Below are 13,894 nucleotides of genomic sequence, written 5' to 3'. Positions count from 1 at the left end.
CAATTTTAGTCTGCAAAGTGATCCCATCCCACAGTGTCAGCGGGCCGGCCCGCTATTGTCACGCCCGTGCTGTCCGTTGGTGCAGGGGCTTCTACCGAGCCTATCGCAGTGAAACCGGGAGGCAGCTGAACGCCCGCCGGGAAGGCAGCCAGCAGGCCGTGGTCCTCGCCGCCGCCGAGCACCCAGTCCAGCGGGTCCGCGCCCAGCAGGGCGGCGGCCGGCTCCAGCGGCGCCGCGAGCTCCTTCAGCACCGCGGGGTCCAGGTTGAGCACGGCGTGGCTGGCGGCGGCCATCCGCACCCCGTCCCGGACCAGGCCGTCGGAGATGTCCATCAGGGCGGTGGCGCCGGCTTCCCGGGCCAGCGGACCGGCTGCGAGCGGCGGCACAGGGCGGCACTGGGTGGCCATCAGGGCGCGCTGTTCCCGGTTCAGCGCCTGCACCGGGGTGGCCGATTCCAGCAGGGCCAATCCGGCGGCGGCCCGTCCGACGCTGCCGGCGAGCGCCAGGGTGTCCCCCGGCCGGGCACCGGAGCGCAGCACCGGGGCCTGTCCGTCGAGGGTGCCCAGGATGGCGACGCTGACGGCCAGTTCGCGTCCGCGGCCCAGGTCCCCGCCCGCCACGGCGCAGTCGGGGGCGCCCAGTTCGCGGATGCCGGCGCTCAGCCCGTCGGCGAAGTCCTCCACCCAGCCCACGGGGGTTTCGGGCGGCATGGTCAGGCTCACCACCATCGAGGTGGCACGGGCGCCCATGGCGTTGATGTCGCTGAGGTTCTGGGCGGCTGCTTTCCAGCCGACGTCGTAGCCGGTGGTCCGGTAGCCGTTGTTCCACTCGAGCCTGAAATCCTGGTCCACCACCTGGGTGTCGATGCTGACCACTGCCCGGCCGTCGGGGGCCGCCACGATCGCGGCGTCGTCTCCGGGGCCCAGGAGCAGGGTGCCGGTGCCCGGGGTGGGGTCCCCGCCGTGGAGTCGCGGGAAGATCCGGGCGAGGAGTTCCGATTCGGAGAGCTCGGCCACGGTCAACGGCGATGGCGGGGTCGGTGGGGTCAGCGTTTCAGGCACAGCCCTACGCTACCGTGCGGGGCTGACAGGGGCCGTTGGGCTGCCGGGCGCTTCAGCCGGCGCCGGCCAGGTATTCCCTCAGCCTGGCTTCGGCCGCGGGCGGGTGAAACCCTCGGGATGCCAGCTTGGCCAGGTCCAGAGTGCTGTTCGCCGGGCGCGGGGCCGCGGTCCTGCCGGCGAAGTATTCGGCCGTGCTGACCCCTTGCACGGCGGAGGCGGGACTGCCGCTGAGCTCGTAGATCTCTCCGGCGATGTCCGCCCAGCTGCGGGGATCTCCGCCGTTGCTGAGGTTGTAGGTGCCGTAGGGCGCCGCGGTGTCGAGCAGGTGCCGGATGCCGGCGGCGAGGTCCGCGGTGAAGCTCAGCCGGCCGGTCTGGTCATTGACGACGGCGGGTTTGATACCGCGGGCCGCCAGGACTGCCATAGTGCGGACAAAGTTGTTCCCCTCGCCCACCACCCAGCTGGTTCGCACGATGTAGTGGCGGGGCACCACGCCCACGACGGCGTCGGCGGCGGCTTTGGTCTGGCCGTACACGCCCAGCGGCGACGGCGGTTCATCCTCACCGTGGACCTCCCGGCTGCCGTCGAAAACGTAGTCCGAGGATACGTGGACCAGCGTGAGGCCGTGCTCAACGGCGGCGCGGGCCAGCCGGGTGACGGCGGTGACATTGATCTGCCACGCAGCGGCCCGCCCCGCGGGCGTCTCGGCGTCGTCCACGGCGGTGTAAGCTGCGGCGTTGATGACCGTGGAGTAGTCCCGCCAGTTCCGTGCTGCGAAGGAATCCTCGCTGCCCAGGTCGAACTCGGCGCGGCCGGCGAACTCAACGGAACGGTCGCCGTCGTAAAGGGCCCGCAGTGCCCTGCCCAGCTGGCCGTCGGCACCGAGGACGAGGGTTTTTTTTGGCGGCATCGGAACCACGTCCGCGAGCCGGGGGTGCGCCCTGTCCTGCTCCGAGAGTTCGGCCTGTTCCAGTGGCACCGGCCAGGTGATGGCCGCCGTTTCGTCGGCGAGGTTGAGGAAGGTGTACCGCTGCTGTGCGTCGGCGGACCAGTGGTCATTGACCAGGTAGGTGTAGGCGGTGTTGTCTTCGAGGGCCTGGAAGGCGTTGCCTACGCCGCGGGGGATGAAGATGGCACGGCTAGGATCCAGGACCGCGGTGAAGACCACCCCGAAGGTGGGGCCCTCGCGCAGGTCCACCCAGGCGCCGAAAACCCTGCCCGTCGCGACGGAAATGAATTTGTCCCACGGCTCGGCGTGGATCCCGCGGGTGGTCCCGGCTTTCGCGTTGAACGAGATGTTGTTCTGCACCGGGTGGAAGTCTGGCAGGCCCACGGCGAGCATTTTTTCGCGCTGCCAGTTCTCCTTGAACCAGCCCCGGCTGTCCCCGTGCACCGGAAGGTCATAGAGCACGACGCCGGGAATCGGGGTGGGGTGGGCTGTGAGCTGCTTCCCGAATTCGATCGGCATGGCTTATTGGCCCTGTTCCGCGTATCTGGCTTCGGTTGCGGCCTTCTGCGGGCGCCACCAGTCCTCGTTGTTCCGGTACCAGTCGATGGTGTCCTCGAGCCCGGCCTCGAAGTTGGAGAACCGCGGCTCCCAGCCGAGCTCGGCGCGGAGCTTGGACGAGTCGATCGCGTAGCGCAGGTCGTGGCCGGGCCGGTCAACCACCAGGTCGTAGGCGTCCGCGGCCTGGCCCAACTGCTTGAGGATCAGCTCCACGACGTCCCGGTTGCTCCGTTCGCCGTCGGCGCCGATCAGGTACGTCTCTCCGATCCGGCCCCCGACGATGATGGCCAGGACAGCGGAGGAGTGGTCGTTAGCGTGGATCCAGTCCCGGACGTTCTCGCCCCGGCCGTACAGCTTGGGCCGGATTCCGTCGAGGACGTTGGTGATCTGGCGCGGGATGAACTTCTCCACGTGCTGATAGGGACCGAAGTTGTTGGAGCAGTTGCTGATGGTCGCCTGCAGGCCGAAGGACCGCACCCAGGCGCGCACCAGCAGGTCCGAGGCGGCCTTGGTTGAGGAATACGGGCTGGACGGGTTATACGGGGTGGACTCGGTGAACCGCCCGGGATCGTCGAGTTCAAGGTCGCCGTAGACCTCGTCGGTGGAAATGTGGTGGAAGCGCGTTCCGTGCCTTCGCGCAGCCTCGATCAGGGTGTACGTGCCGACGACGTTGGTGTCCAGGAAGGGACGCGGATCGTGCAGTGAGTTGTCGTTGTGCGACTCGGCGGCGTAGTGGACCACGACGTCGGCCCCCGCCACCAGCGCATCCACCAGGGCCGCGTCGCAAATGTCACCGTGCACAAAGCGGAACCGCTCCTCCGGCAGCCCTTCCAGTGACTTCCGGTTCCCGGCATAAGTGAGTTTGTCGAGCACCGTGACGTGATCGCCGGTGTGCGCCAGGACATGGCGGACGAAGTTAGCACCGATGAAACCTGCACCACCGGTAATCAGTAGTCGCTGCATATTCCAAGACCCTACCTGTTGCGGTAACTCCGATAAACCTCAATGATGTGCCCATGCGGGGAATCATTTTGGCCGGGGGAACCGGATCGCGCTTGCATCCGATTACGTTCGGGATCAGCAAACAACTGGTCCCGGTCTACGACAAGCCCATGATCTACTACCCGCTGTCCACGCTGATCCTGGCGGGCATCCGGGATATTTTGATCATCACCACGCCCCAGGACGCGGGCCCGTTCCAACGCCTGCTCGGGGACGGCTCCCAGTTCGGGATCTCGCTCAGCTATCGGCAGCAGCCCTCGCCCGACGGCCTCGCGCAGGCTTTCATACTCGGGGAGGAGCACATTGGGGTTGATGCAGTGGCACTGGTCCTGGGCGACAACATCTTCTACGGTCCCGGCATGGGAACCCAACTTGCCCGACACGCGGCCGTGGACGGCGGCTCCGTCTTCGGCTACTGGGTCCAGAATCCGGCAGCCTATGGCGTGGTCGAGTTCGACGGCGAGGGCCGGGTGCTGACACTGGAAGAAAAACCCGAAATCCCGAAGAGCAATTACGCGGTGCCAGGGCTGTATTTCTACGACAACGACGTGGTGGACATTGCCCGCGGCCTCAAACCGTCTCATCGCGGCGAGCTGGAAATCACGGATGTCAATAACGCCTATTTGGGACTGGACAAGCTGCACGTCGAAATTCTGCCCCGCGGCACCGCTTGGCTGGACACCGGGACTTTCGACGATCTCAATGACGCCTCGAACTTTGTTCGGACGGTCCAGAAACGGCAGGGGCTGATCATCGGGGCGCCCGAGGAGATCTCGTGGCGCCAGGGATTCCTCAGCGACGACGAACTGCGTGCACGGGCCGAGCCGCTTGTGAAGAGCGGTTACGGGTCCTACCTGCTCGGCCTGCTGGAGCCGTAGCCGGGCCATAGCTCGGCCGCGGCGGCGCCGGGCAGCGTCCGGCCGGACCCCGGCCCGGGATAGGCTGGAGGGATGCCCCCGCTCCGCCCGCACGGCCCGCTCCGTCCGCTTCGCCTTCTCGCCGCCGCTGCCGCCGCCGGGCTCCTGCTCAGTGCCTGCTCCCCCGCCGTCGACGTCGCGCCCGCCAAGGATGCGGCGAACGCCGCCTGTGCCCCGATGATGCTGGCGCTGCCGGACAGCATCGGTGAGGCGAAGCTGCGCAAAACCAACAGCCAGGCGACGGCCGCCTGGGGCGATCCGTCCCTCGTGGTGCTGCGTTGCGGTGTGAACGTCCCCGGCCCCACCACGGACCGTTGCGTCAGCGTCAACGGAGTCGACTGGGTGATCAAGGAAGGCAATCCGGTGTGGACCCTGACCACCTTCGGGCGTGAACCAGCCACGGAGATCCTGATGGATCCGGACAAGATCAGCTCGGCGACGGTCCTGGCCGAGCTGGCCAACGCCGCTGCCAAGGTGAAAGCGACGCGGAACTGCGTGGGCCAGGCCGACCTGCAGAACCTGCCGACCGGCAAATAGGTGGGCCCGCGCCGGTGGGGTCAGCGCAGGCCGGTCTTGCGGTTCAGCGCCAGGTGGATCAGCTCGTCGATCAGCTCCGCGTAGCCCAGCCCGGACGCCTTCCACATCTGCGGGTACATGCTCTTGGGCGTGAATCCGGGCATGGTGTTGATCTCGTTGATGACCAGCTCGCCCTCGGGTGTGTAGAAGAAGTCCACCCGGCTCAGGCCCTCGGCGCCCACGGCGTCGAACGCGACCGCCGCGAGTTCGCGGACCCGTGCGATGGCCTCGTCGGGGAGGTCGGCCGGGCAGCTGAGCGCGGCGGCGTCGTCCTCGACGTATTTGGCGTTGAAGTCGTAGAAGTCGTGGCCGCCGCCGGCCACCGAGATTTCGCCCGGCATGGAGGTGCGCGGCGCGTCGGTCCCGCGGCCCTCGAGCACGGCGCACTCGATCTCCCGCCCGATGATGCCCGCCTCAATGACAAGTTTGGGGTCGTGTTCCCGGGCCGCTTCGATGGCGGCGTCCAGGTCTTCGAGCGAGTCCACCTTGGAAATGCCCATCGAGGAGCCGGCCCGTGCTGGCTTGACGAACACCGGGAAGCCGAGGGCGTCCACGCGTTTGCGTACAAGCTCCGGATCGGTGAGCCATTGCCGGTCCGTCACCGCGATGTAGGGTCCCACGCGCAGTCCGGCGGCCTCGAAGACCACCTTCATGTAGTGCTTGTCCATGCCGACGGCGGACGCCAGGACACCGGCGCCGACGTAGCGGGTGTCAGAGAGTTCCAGCAGCCCCTGGATGGTGCCGTCCTCACCGAACGGCCCGTGCAGCAGCGGGAAGACCACGTCCACTGACCCCAGTTCCTGCGGGACCTGGTTGGGCGCGGCGACGATCAGCTGGTGTTCGCCGCCGATCTCGGCCAGCGTCACGGTCTGCTCCGACGGCGCAACCTCCGGCAGTGAGGACGCGGACAGGGACCAAGCCCGGGTGTCGCCGGAGGCAAGCACCCACTGGCCGGTCTTGGCGATCCCGATCGGGATCACCTCGTACTTGTCCTGGTCGATGGCGCCGAGAACCCCGGCCGCGGTGACGCAGCTGACCGCGTGTTCGCTGGAGCGGCCGCCGAAGAGCACCGCGACCCGCGGCTTGCGGCCTGGCTGGGCCTCTGTAGTCACAATCTTTTCCGACACTGTTAGTAATCGCCTTCGGATTTCAGGTCCCGGGACAGCAGCAGCGGCCCCAGTTGGTCTACGGACAGTTTTCCGGCCAGTACCGCGACGACGGCGGCGGTGATGGGCATCTCGACGCCCAGCTTGCCGGCCAGTTCGTGCACGGCCTGCGCCGATTTGATGCCTTCGGCCGTCTGCGTCATCTCGGCGGTGACCTGGTCCAGGCTCAGTCCGGTGCCGAGCAGCCGCCCTGCGGTGTGGTTCCGCGACAGCGCCGAGGAGCAGGTGGCGACGAGGTCCCCCAGGCCCGCCAGGCCGGCCATGGTCCGGGCTTCGCCGCCCAGCGCCAAGGTCAGGCGGGAGGTCTCGGCGAGGCCGCGGGTGATCACGGAGGCCTTGGTGTTGTCGCCCATCTGCTTGCCTTCGCAGATGCCGACGGCGAGGGCGATGATGTTCTTGACGATGCCGCCGATTTCGACGCCGACCACGTCTGCCGTCGTGTACGGGCGGAAGTAGGGGGCCGTGCAGCTGCGGGCCACCCAGCCGGCCGCCGCGGCATCGGAGCAGGCCACGACGGAGGCCGTCGGCTCCTCACGGGCGATTTCCATGGCCAGGTTGGGACCGGAGACCACCGCTACGCGCTCGGCGGGAATGCCCAGTTCCTCACAAATGACTTCGCTCATCCGGGCGTCCGAGTGCAGCTCCAGGCCCTTCATCAGGGAGACCACGAGGGCGCCGGGCCCGATCAGGTGCTTCCACTCGCGCAGCTGGGGCCGCAGGGTCTGGGCGGGGACGGCCAGGACCACCAGGTCGGCGCCGTCGAGCACCTCGGCCACGTCGGGGGAGGCGGTGATGCTGGCCGGCAGGGCAATGCCTTTGAGGTACTGCTCGTTCCGGTGCTCGGTGTTGATCTGGTCCACGACGGCGGCGCGCCGGCCCCAGAGCCGGATGCTGCGGTCCACGCCGGACGCGGTGGCCGCGTCGGCGAGGATCTTGGCGAAGGTGGTCCCCCAGGAGCCGGCGCCGAGCACGGCGACGCTCAGGGCCGAGCCGGCGGCGTCCGTGCCGCGGGGCGCAGCCGTCACTGGATACCGTCCGTCGCGGTGCCGGTATCCGTTGCGGTGCCGGTATCCGTGGGGGCGCCGGCGTCAGCGTAAGTGCCTGGCTTGCCGCCACGCTCGACGAAACGCCCGTGGGTGGACTGGTTGTGCGCCGAGGGGTCCCAGCGCACCAGCGGCGGCTGTCCGCCGCGCAGGCTGGCCAGCAGTTCGGTGATGGCGTCCATAATGACGTTGGTCGCCTCGGTCAGCGTCGCCTTGTCCAGCGGCCGGCCCGCGAACGCGCTGAGGTCCACCGGGTCGCCCACCAGCACACGCGAGGTCTTCCGCGGGAAGACGTAGAACCGCTTGGCGTAGCGCGGGAACACCTCATGCGCCCCCCAGTGCGCCATCGGAACGACCGGGATGCCACTTTCCAGCGCCATCCTCGCCGCGCCGGTGTGGCCCTTCATCGGCCAGAGCTCGGGGTCGCGGGTGAGCGTTCCCTCGGGGTAGATGATGATCGCGCCGCCCTCGTCCACCACTTCCCTGGCGACCTGCAGGGAGCGGTTGGCGCCCGCCGTCGAGCGTTCCACCGGGATCTGCTTGGTGTTCCGCAGCACCGAGCCGAGCACCGGGACCTTGAAGAGGCTGCCCTTGGCCAGGAAGTGCGGCATCCGCTTCTGGTTGTAGAGCATGTGCCCGATCACCAGCGGATCGATTTCGGTGCAGTGGTTGGGCGCGGCTATAAACCCGCCGGCGGGGAGCTTTTCCAGCCCCTCCCACTTCTTGTTCATCAGCAGGTTCATGATCGGCCGGACGATTCCGGCCACAATGACAAAGGTGATGTGGCTCTTGGCCGTTTCCTTCACTTTGTCCCTCTACCGGGCCGAAGTGATGTCGAAATCGGCACCGAGGCCGGCGAGCTTCTCGGTGAAACGCTCGTAGCCGCGGTTAATGATGTCGATGCCGGTGACCCGGGAGGTGCCGGTGGCTGCCAGGGCCGCGATCAGGTGGCTGAAGCCGCCGCGCAGGTCCGGCACATCAATGTCAGTGCCCTTGAGCTGCGTGGGGCCGGAGATGACGGCCGAGTGCAGGAAGTTCCGCTGGCCGAAGCGGCACGGGACACTGCCGAGGCATTCGCGGTGTACCTGGATGTTTGCGCCCATCCGGACTAGGGCGTCGGTGAAGCCGAAGCGGTTCTCGTAGACGGTTTCGTGCACAATCGACACGCCCTCCGCCTGGGTCAGGGCCACAATGAGCGGCTGCTGCCAGTCGGTCATGAACCCGGGGTGCACGTCGGTTTCGAGCACGAGCGGGCTGAGCTTGCCGCCGGGGTGGTAGAAGCGGATGCCGTCGTCGCCGATGTCCATGCCGCCGCCGACCTTGCGGTAGGTGTTCAGGAACGTCATCATGTCGCGCTGGGTGGCGCCTTCGACGAAGATGTCGCCGCGGGTCACGAGGGCGGCAGAGGCCCAGGAGGCGGATTCGTTGCGGTCGGACAGGGCCCGGTGGTTGTAGCCGCCCAGGTCCTGGACGCCTTCGATCCGGATGGTGCGGTCGGTCTGGACGCTGATGATCGCGCCCATCTTCTGCAGCACGGCGATGAGGTCGACGATTTCGGGCTCGGTGGCCGCGCCGGAGAGCTCGGTGATGCCCTCGGCGCGGGTGGCGCTGAGCAGGACCTGCTCGGTTGCCCCGACAGACGGATAGGGCAGCGCGATCTTGGCGCCCTTGAGCCCGTTGGGTGCGGAGATGTGGATCCCGCCCGGGCGCTTCTCGACGACGGCGCCGAACTGGCGCAGCACATTCAGGTGGTAGTCGATCGGGCGGTCGCCGATCTTGCAGCCGCCGAGGTCCGGGATGAAGGCCTCGCCGATGGCATGGATCAGCGGTCCGCAGAGCAGAATCGGGATGCGCGAGTCGCCGGCGTGGGCGTCGATGGCCGTGTGCGAGGCCGTCTTGGCGTTCGTCGGGTCCAGCGTGAGGTCCCCGGTGACGGGGTCCTTGTCCACCGTGACACCGTGGAGCTGGAGCAGGCTGGTGACAACCTCAACGTCCTTGATTTCAGGGACGTTGCGCAACACGGACGGCTCGTTGCCCAGCAGGGCAGCAACCATCGCCTTGGGGACAAGATTCTTGGCCCCGCGGACGGTGACGCGGCCGGTCAGCGGGACGCCTCCGCGGATTGTCAGAACACTACTCATTTACCAGTTTCCTCACGACTACTCGCCCCCAAATCCTTACAAAGGCTCCAGCTAAGCATAGGAGCTAGCGTTACCGATCTGAAATACGGCGCGGGGGCAGGCGTCGTGGATCGTCCGTTCCCTGAGGCTCAATTCGCCGTTGTTCCGCCGTTCAGCCTCGCCACCGCGGCCGACAATGCGGTGGCGAAAGCGCACCACGCGGCATAAGGGGCAAGGGCCACCCCGGCGCGGTGGTTGAGTTTGTAAGTCCGCCGCACCAGATCTGTGCTGCTCGCAGTCAGTACGGCGCATTCGGCCGCGGCCAACCACGGCCGGCGGGCCCGCCAGAAAAGCCAGCTCCACGACGCATTGAGCACGAGGTTTACCGCCAAGGCGGACCGATAGGCGGCTATTTCCTGCTGCCTCATCGTGCTTCCGGCGTCTGTCCCGGCACCGCTGTCCAGCGCGACGGCGGAGCTCACGGCCAGGTCCGCGTAAAGAGCGGTCCACACCACGGGAAATGCGATGGCAGGCGGTTGCCAGTCAGGTTTGTGCAGCCCCAGGTACCATCCGCCGTCGGGATCGGTAGCCACTCCCCCAGCCGCCGCGGTAGCCGCCGTCGCAGCCGCTGTCCACGCCACGGTCATGATTTTCATAACTGCTCCTCTGGCTGCCGGTGGTCGCCCGTCCGGGACGACTGCTCCCCATGGAGTCGATTGTAAATGCCCGACTTCTCCCGGGCCCGTGTGGTCGGCAGACGCCGGCGAACCGATACCGGAACGCCGATTGCATCCGCGCAAGCCAACCGTTGCGATGGAGTGACCGTCGGGGGCGATCTTCTACGTCGTCCAGAGCAATGGCACCTCCAAGCCGTAGAAGATCCGACGGCACATGCTGCCGGGGCCAAGTCCGCGGCCGGCCACCCTAAATTGTCACAGGTGCCTGATTGACTTGGTTCCATGGACGGCAAGCAAGGGCCCAACGTGGCTCTAACGGCAGGAGTGACGGTCGCGGACCTTGCGCGGATCGTGGCCGCCCTCCCCGCTCCGGCCACTGCCGCGGGCCTCATCGACGAAACACGCGAGCTGGAGGACCTGAAGTCCGCCCTAGCCGCCCGCCAGGCCAGGCATGCTGTTGACTTTGACTTGCGTCGGCGCCGCGAACAGGCCCTTGCCGGCGTCCCGGCCGAGCAGCTCGGCGCCGGCGTCGGCGCGCAGATTGCCCTTGCCCGGCGCGAATCCCCCGCCAAAGGCGGCCGGTTGCTGGGGTTGGCCAAAGCTTTGGTCACCGAGATGCCGCACACCCTCGCCGCCCTCGAAACCGGGCAGCTCAACGAATGGCGCGCCACGCTCCTGGTGCGGGAGACCGCCTGCCTGACCGCAACGGACCGCGCCGCCGTGGACGAGGAACTGGCGCCCGACGCCGGAACGTTCAGCGGGGCCGGCGACCGCGCGGTTGTCGCTGCGGCCCGTGCCGCCGCGTACCGGCGGGACCCGCGGTCCGCCACCCAGCGCGCCGCACACGCCGCCGCCGAGCGCCACGTCAGCCTCCGCCCGGCACCGGACACCATGTGCTACCTCACGGCCCTGCTGCCCGTCGCCGCGGGCGTCGCCATTCATGCGGTACTCACCAGGGCCGCGGACGCCCTGCGCTCCGACGGGGACACCCGCCCCCGCGGCCAGCTCATGGCCGATACCCTCGTCGAACGCACCACCGGCAAGGCCGGCGGGGTCAGCGGCATCGAAATCCAGCTCGTTATGACCGACCGAACGCTGTTCCAGGGCGACAGCGAACCCGCGCGGCTCCCCGGCTACGGCATCGTCCCCGCCGGGTGGGCCCGGACACTCGCCGGCCCGGACCTCGAGCAGAACGGGAACCGGAACGAGGCGATGAGGGTTTGGCTCCGCCGGCTCTACACCGCACCGGCGACCGGCGAACTCGTCGCCATGGACTCCCGTGCCCGGCTCTTCCCGCCCGGACTGCGCCGCTTCGTCCAAACCCGGGACCACACCTGCCGCACCCCCTACTGCGACGCCCCCATCCGCCACCTGGACCACATCGTCCCCTGGCACAACGGCGGCACCACCAGCCGCAACAACGGCGCCGGACTCTGCGAAGCCTGCAACCACACCAAAGAAACCCCCGGCTGGAACGCCCAGACCCGCCCGGGAAGCCGGCACACCCTCCAACTCACAACGCCAACCGGCCACTCCTACTACTCCACCGCCCCGCCGCTTCCGGGAACGGGCGTTGCCCCACGGCCGCAACTGCGCTCCTGGCTCCGCCATCGGCCCCCGTCGAAGCAAAGAGTGCCGCCGTCGCGCCTTTCGACTCGATGGCGGCACTCTGGTACGTGCAGGCGGGGCTAGGAGAGCTTTGCCGGGAGTGTGGTGGGCTTGAAGGCCGGCCGGGTGGCCTCGTAAGCGGTGATGTCCTCCTCATGCTGGAGGGTCAGGCCGATGTCGTCCAGGCCTTCGAGCAGGCGCCAGCGCGTGTAGTCGTCAATCTCGAACGGCGCGACCACGTTGCCGCACTGCACCGTCTTGGAGACAAGATCCACCGTGACCTCGGTGCCCGGGGCGTTTTCCAGCACCTTCCAGATCAGTTCAATATCGTCCTGCGCGAGCTCGGCGGCCAGCAGGCCCTGCTTGCCCGAGTTGCCCCGGAAAATGTCCGCGAAGCGCGAGGACAGCACGGCCTTGAAGCCGTAGTCCTTCAGCGCCCAGACGGCGTGCTCGCGGGAGGACCCGGTGCCGAAGTCCGGTCCGGCGACCAGCACGGAACCGGCGCTGAACGGGTCCTGGTTCAGGATGAAGGCCGGGTCCTTGCGCCAGGCGGAGAACAGCGCGTCCTCGAACCCCGTCCGGGTGATGCGCTTGAGGTAGACGGCGGGGATGATCTGGTCGGTGTCGACGTTGCTCTGGCGCAGCGGGACACCGATGCCGGTGTGGGTGGTGAACTTTTCCATGGCGGATCCTTCGTTGGCGGTGGGGACCGGTGCGGGCGGGCGCTACGCGGCGCCGGCGCGGCGGCCGGCCGAGGCGGGCTCGGATTCCAGGTCCGACGGCGAACTCAGCGTCCCGCGCACCGCCGTCGCCGCCGCCACCACGGGCGAGACGAGGTGGGTGCGGCCGCCCTTGCCCTGCCGGCCCTCGAAGTTGCGGTTGGACGTGGAGGCGCAGCGCTCCCCCACCTCCAGCTGGTCCGGGTTCATGCCCAGGCACATCGAGCAGCCGGCGAACCGCCATTCGGCGCCGAAGTCCGTGAAGACCTTGTCCAGGCCCTCGGCCTCGGCCTCGAGCCGGACGCGGGCGGAGCCGGGGACCACCAGCATCCGGACGTTCGGGTCCTTGGTGCGGCCGCGGATGATGTCCGCGGCGGCCCGCAGGTCCTCCATCCGGGAGTTGGTGCAGGAGCCGAGGAACACGGTGTCCACCCGGATGTCCTTCATCGGCGTGCCGGGCTCGAGGCCCATGTACTGCAGCGCCCGTTCCGCGGCGGCTTTGGCATTCTCGTCGCCGAAGTCCGCCGGCGAGGGGACGCTGGCGGACAGCGACACGCCCTGGCCGGGGTTGGTCCCCCACGTCACAAACGGTTCCAGGGTGTCGGCGTCGAGGTCCACCTCGGCGTCGAACGTCGCGTCGTCGTCGGTGCGCAGCGTGTTCCAGTATTCGACGGCGGCGTCCCAGTCCGCGCCCTGGGGTGCGTGCGGGCGGCCGTGCATGTAGTCGTAGGTGGTCTGGTCCGGGGCGACCAGGCCGGCCCGGGCGCCGGCCTCGATGGACATGTTGCAGATGGTCATCCGGGCCTCCATGGAGAGCGCCCGGATCGCGGAGCCGCGGTACTCGAGGACGTAGCCCTGGCCGCCGCCGGTGCCGATCTTGGCAATCACGGCCAGGATGATGTCCTTGGCCGACACGCCGGGGCGCAGGGTGCCCTCGACATTGATGGCCATGGTCTTAAACGGCTTCAGCGAGAGTGTCTGGGTGGCCATCACGTGCTCCACCTCGGAGGTGCCGATGCCCATCGCGAGCGCACCGAAGGCGCCGTGCGTGGAGGTGTGCGAGTCGCCGCAGACCACGGTCATGCCCGGCTGGGTGAGGCCCAGCTGCGGGCCGACAACGTGCACGATCCCCTGCTCGGCGTCGCCGAGGGAGTGCAGGCGGACGCCGAACTCCTTGCAGTTGTTGCGGAGGGTCTCGATCTGGGTCCGGCTGGTCAGGTCCGCGATTGGCTTGTCGATGGCCAGCGTGGGAGTGTTGTGGTCCTCCGTGGCGATGGTGAGGTCCGGCCGGCGCAGCTTGCGGCCGGCGAGCCGCAGTCCCTCGAAGGCCTGCGGGGAGGTCACCTCATGCACCAGGTGGAGGTCGATGAAAAGGAGGTCCGGCTGGGCGTTGGCGCCTTCGCCGTCCCCCTTGCGCACCACATGTGCGTCCCAGACTTTCTCGGCCAATGTCTTTGCCACGGCCTGCTCCCTTCACTGCCTCTTCGCCGCGTGTCTA

At 68.3% G+C, this 13,894-nt stretch carries 13 protein-coding genes; 3 read left to right on the top strand and 10 right to left on the bottom strand.

From position 1 onward, the window contains the following. Positions 1-5: 5 nt before the first annotated feature. The 3 genes from thiL to rfbB are packed head-to-tail and all read right to left on the bottom strand — an operon-like array spanning position 6 to position 3,531. Positions 6-1,061 (bottom strand): thiamine-phosphate kinase, encoded by a 1,056-nt coding sequence (thiL, locus tag E7Y32_RS11780; RefSeq protein ID WP_146337277.1) that lies wholly within the window; start codon positions 1,059-1,061, stop codon positions 6-8. Positions 1,062-1,113: 52 nt separating this feature from the next. Then, positions 1,114-2,529, bottom strand: a complete 1,416-nt coding sequence (locus E7Y32_RS11775) for a bifunctional dTDP-4-dehydrorhamnose 3,5-epimerase family protein/NAD(P)-dependent oxidoreductase (protein ID WP_146337276.1) — start codon at positions 2,527-2,529, stop codon at positions 1,114-1,116. Between the two features lie 3 nt (positions 2,530-2,532). Further along, positions 2,533-3,531, bottom strand: a complete 999-nt coding sequence (gene rfbB, locus E7Y32_RS11770; protein ID WP_146337275.1) for a dTDP-glucose 4,6-dehydratase — start codon at positions 3,529-3,531, stop codon at positions 2,533-2,535. 53 nt (positions 3,532-3,584) lie between these two features. Here rfbB and rfbA point away from each other — a divergent pair, with 53 nt between their 5' ends. Then, complete coding sequence (gene rfbA / locus E7Y32_RS11765) at positions 3,585-4,448, top strand: glucose-1-phosphate thymidylyltransferase RfbA (RefSeq protein WP_146337274.1); 864 nt, start codon at positions 3,585-3,587, stop codon at positions 4,446-4,448. Positions 4,449-4,520: 72 nt separating this feature from the next. After that, positions 4,521-5,024: a DUF3515 family protein gene (locus E7Y32_RS11760; protein WP_146337273.1), complete on the top strand. Its 504-nt coding sequence runs from the start codon at positions 4,521-4,523 to the stop codon at positions 5,022-5,024. 20 nt (positions 5,025-5,044) lie between these two features. On the opposite strand, the gene E7Y32_RS11755 is transcribed toward E7Y32_RS11760, so the two are convergent. The 5 genes from E7Y32_RS11755 to E7Y32_RS11735 all read right to left on the bottom strand — a co-directional run bounded on the left by E7Y32_RS11755 (position 5,045) and on the right by E7Y32_RS11735 (position 10,048). Further along, positions 5,045-6,190 (bottom strand): D-alanine--D-alanine ligase family protein, encoded by a 1,146-nt coding sequence (locus E7Y32_RS11755; RefSeq protein WP_146337272.1) that lies wholly within the window; start codon positions 6,188-6,190, stop codon positions 5,045-5,047. Between the two features lie 2 nt (positions 6,191-6,192). Further along, positions 6,193-7,254, bottom strand: a complete 1,062-nt coding sequence (locus tag E7Y32_RS11750) for an NAD(P)H-dependent glycerol-3-phosphate dehydrogenase (RefSeq protein WP_146337271.1) — start codon at positions 7,252-7,254, stop codon at positions 6,193-6,195. Next, positions 7,251-8,078 carry a 1-acyl-sn-glycerol-3-phosphate acyltransferase gene (locus E7Y32_RS11745; RefSeq protein WP_146337270.1) on the bottom strand — a complete coding sequence of 276 codons (828 nt, stop codon included), beginning with the start codon at positions 8,076-8,078 and terminating at the stop codon, positions 7,251-7,253. The genes E7Y32_RS11750 and E7Y32_RS11745 overlap by 4 nt, the downstream gene beginning before the upstream one ends. A gap of 9 nt (positions 8,079-8,087) precedes the next feature. Next, on the bottom strand, positions 8,088-9,413 hold the full coding sequence (gene murA, locus E7Y32_RS11740) for a UDP-N-acetylglucosamine 1-carboxyvinyltransferase (protein WP_138768996.1): 1,326 nt from the start codon (positions 9,411-9,413) through the stop codon (positions 8,088-8,090). Between the two features lie 128 nt (positions 9,414-9,541). Then, complete coding sequence (locus E7Y32_RS11735) at positions 9,542-10,048, bottom strand: TspO/MBR family protein (protein ID WP_146337269.1); 507 nt, start codon at positions 10,046-10,048, stop codon at positions 9,542-9,544. Positions 10,049-10,351: 303 nt separating this feature from the next. Between E7Y32_RS11735 and E7Y32_RS11730 the strand changes: the two genes are divergently transcribed. After that, a complete protein-coding gene (locus E7Y32_RS11730; protein ID WP_146337268.1) occupies positions 10,352-11,761 on the top strand; it encodes an HNH endonuclease signature motif containing protein in 1,410 nt (469 codons plus the stop codon). Here the strand turns inward: E7Y32_RS11730 and leuD are convergent. Both leuD and leuC read right to left on the bottom strand, forming a co-directional pair. Beyond that, positions 11,758-12,360, bottom strand: a complete 603-nt coding sequence (gene leuD, locus E7Y32_RS11725) for a 3-isopropylmalate dehydratase small subunit (protein ID WP_146337267.1) — start codon at positions 12,358-12,360, stop codon at positions 11,758-11,760. The two genes, E7Y32_RS11730 and leuD, sit on opposite strands and share 4 nt — an antisense overlap. 42 nt (positions 12,361-12,402) lie before the next feature. Then, positions 12,403-13,857 (bottom strand): 3-isopropylmalate dehydratase large subunit, encoded by a 1,455-nt coding sequence (leuC, locus tag E7Y32_RS11720; RefSeq protein WP_146337266.1) that lies wholly within the window; start codon positions 13,855-13,857, stop codon positions 12,403-12,405. Positions 13,858-13,894 lie beyond the last annotated feature (37 nt).

This window comes from Arthrobacter sp. UKPF54-2, assembly GCF_007858535.1.
Classification (GTDB): domain Bacteria; phylum Actinomycetota; class Actinomycetes; order Actinomycetales; family Micrococcaceae; genus Arthrobacter.
The sequence above is the reverse complement of the archived record's forward strand: the minus strand, read 5'-3'. Positions and strand labels throughout refer to the sequence as shown.

Excerpts from the sequence above, each read along its gene's own strand:
- E7Y32_RS11760 (WP_146337273.1), top strand. The coding sequence starts at position 4,521 with ATGCCCCCGCTCCGCCCGCACGGCCCGCTCCGTCCGCTTCGCCTTCTC.
- murA (WP_138768996.1), bottom strand. The coding sequence starts at position 9,413 with ATGAGTAGTGTTCTGACAATCCGCGGAGGCGTCCCGCTGACCGGCCGC.
- E7Y32_RS11775 (WP_146337276.1), bottom strand. The coding sequence starts at position 2,529 with ATGCCGATCGAATTCGGGAAGCAGCTCACAGCCCACCCCACCCCGATT.
- E7Y32_RS11735 (WP_146337269.1), bottom strand. The coding sequence starts at position 10,048 with ATGAAAATCATGACCGTGGCGTGGACAGCGGCTGCGACGGCGGCTACC.
- E7Y32_RS11730 (WP_146337268.1), top strand. The coding sequence starts at position 10,352 with ATGGACGGCAAGCAAGGGCCCAACGTGGCTCTAACGGCAGGAGTGACG.
- rfbA (WP_146337274.1), top strand. The coding sequence starts at position 3,585 with ATGCGGGGAATCATTTTGGCCGGGGGAACCGGATCGCGCTTGCATCCG.
- leuD (WP_146337267.1), bottom strand. The coding sequence starts at position 12,360 with ATGGAAAAGTTCACCACCCACACCGGCATCGGTGTCCCGCTGCGCCAG.
- rfbB (WP_146337275.1), bottom strand. The coding sequence starts at position 3,531 with ATGCAGCGACTACTGATTACCGGTGGTGCAGGTTTCATCGGTGCTAAC.